Source organism: Companilactobacillus sp. FL22-3 (genome assembly GCF_054881455.1).
This window is the reverse complement of sequence record NZ_JBTYYZ010000022.1, coordinates 1-2,558: the sequence shown is the minus strand read 5'-3', so window position 1 is coordinate 2,558 and position 2,558 is coordinate 1. Positions and strand designations below refer to the sequence as shown.

Genomic DNA, 2,558 nt, shown 5'->3' with positions numbered 1-2,558 from the left:
ACGGTCATTTTATTCATATATACCATGGTTAAAAAAAGGAGGATTATCTAAAAAAGGAAAGATATATAAGATTTATTTTATGATAATGAGTTTTTAGGGGGAAACATGAAACTTAAGAGGAAATTACTCTATGCAACTTTGCTTGCATCTAGTTGTCTAATCTCAACGACAATCGTTGCTAAAGCTGATACGACAACACAAGCACCAAATAGTCAAAGTATTGTTGCACCTGTGCCAGAACAAAATAATAAGAGTCAAGCACCAGATGTGTCAAAAGATTCATCAAATGGTGAGTCTCAAACTACAAATAATGTTCAAAGTAATGGTCAAGAGGGACAGTCAAACCAATCGGTTCAAACCAATCAACAGGCAGAGACGCAAACTGCCCAACCAACGTATCATGATACGCCCGTTGATGGTGTCTACACAGTCGGCAACAATTTTACGATTCTTTATGACATCAATGGCGTTAGGATTACTGACCGTGGTTTAGCTCCAAATTCTAATTGGTATACCGATACTTTTCACGATGCTGGTAATGGTGCCAGTTACTATCGTGTCGCAACTAACGAATATGCTGACCAAACCGCTGGAACTTACCGTTCATATGTTCAACCATTCTCTGGTAATGCAACGGTAGTTTATAAAAAAGGTGCCAGTGCCCATGACTTTGAAGGCTATAGTAAGAAAGCCGTTTATCATGGCAACAACTTGCCAACTGGAAGCACTTGGAAAGTTACCAACCATGCCAATATCGGTGGTAAAGAATGGTATCAAATTGGTAATAATACTTGGATTCCACAAGATTACGTTGTTATCAATGGTGGTCAATATAAAGAAGCCAGCTGGATTTCTGGTGTTCCGCTGATTGCTCAACGTCCAGAATTGCCCAATGGTTGTGAAATCACGGCAGTGACGATGATGTTGCAATATGCTGGTGCCAAAGTCGATAAGATGCAGATGGCCAGAGAGATGCCACGTAGTAGTAATCCTGAATATGGCTATATCGGTCAACCTTGGGATTCAACAGGTATTACTATTTTTCCAAACGCATTACTAGTTGAAAAGTATGCTGGTACAGCCAAAGACTTAACTGGTCAAGGGTTCGATGCAATTAAGTATCAAATTGATTTAGGACATCCAGTAGTAACATGGCACACATTGTATGGCTTTCCATACCATGCCTTGGTAGTTACTGGTTACGATAAAAATTACGTCTATTACAACGATTGTTGGACTGATCAGACGTTACAAATGGGAATTAATCAATTTATCAATAACTGGAACACACAAAACCGTCGTGCAATCAGTTATTAAATAAGGGGAAGAAAAATGAAAATTAGAACAAAATATGCCGTTGCCTGTGGATTCGCCTTAACAATGTTTTTAGCTACACAACAAACTGTTAAAGCTGATACAACAACTGATAATCAAGCAACAGAAACTGTCGCAAATGTTAACCAAAACCAAACAGCTGTATCACAAGCAACTTCAGTAGCCGATTCAAATAACGCTGCCGACCAAGCTACAGCCAGCCAAAATGTGACAGACAATGCAGCAACAAATGCCACACAACAAACTGTAACCACTGACACCACTCAACAAGATGTTAATGCCAATGCAAATGCCAGTACACAAGCACCTGCAAGTACACAAGCAAATGCTAATACCAACAACATTGAACAAATTAAAGGTGTTGTCGTATCACATAATGGTTCAATGACTTTTCTTTACACCCAAGATGGTAAACAAATCACTAACCGTGGTTTAGCTCCAAATACTCCTTGGTATACTGACCAAAAACTTTCATTGAATGGTTCAAGTTATTATCGTGTTGCTACTAACGAATTTGCTAACAGTTCAGACGTTACTATGCAATATGGTGCTGCCGCAAGTGGTGAAGTTAGAGTTAAACAAAGTGGTGCGGTTAATTACACAAGAACTGAACAAGGATTTGTTAGAAGTGGTCAACCAAACTTTAAAGCCAATTCTGTTTGGAAATTCAACAAGACTGATAACCTGAATGGTTTAACTTATTATCAAATTGCTAACAACGTTTGGTTAAACAGTGACGATGCAACAACAGCTCCTGCATATCAAAATCCAAGTGGTTGGTTACAAATCCAAAATAAACAAATTCAACCTAGTGGTGGTGCCGTAGGTTACGACCTTTATAACGGTGTTGAAGGTATTAAGACATATTTAGTAAGAAAGTATTTTGGTTATTCTAATGCTCATACAATCTATGATGGTTCTGTAGCAGCCAGCGTTCGTTCTCTTCAAGCTAGAAAAGGACTTCCTGTAACTGGCGTTGTTGATTTGAAGACTTGGGAAGCAATGGGCTTTGTGGAAAGTACATGGTATGGCATTGATTCATACATCGCCCCACTTCAAACAAACATCAGCAGTACTCGTTCAGACCATATTGAAGCTATGATTAATCAAGCTCGTAAATATCTCGGTCAACCATGGATTTCTGGTGCCTCAAGTTCTCCAAATTATGGTGTTGACTGTTCAGGATTAGTTACTCAATCACTTTACGCTGCTGGTATTGATAC

General features: G+C 38.9%; 2 protein-coding genes. Both read left to right on the top strand.

Going from position 1 to position 2,558, the window contains the following annotated elements; genetic code table 11:
- Positions 1-105: 105 nt before the first annotated feature.
- Positions 106-1,317 carry a C39 family peptidase gene (locus ACYT32_RS12270; RefSeq protein ID WP_395266458.1) on the top strand — a complete coding sequence of 404 codons (1,212 nt, stop codon included), beginning with the start codon at positions 106-108 and terminating at the stop codon, positions 1,315-1,317.
- 15 nt (positions 1,318-1,332) lie between these two features.
- Positions 1,333-2,558 (top strand): peptidoglycan-binding domain-containing protein (locus tag ACYT32_RS12265; protein WP_395266457.1); only part of this gene is annotated, 1,226 nt, incomplete at its 3' end.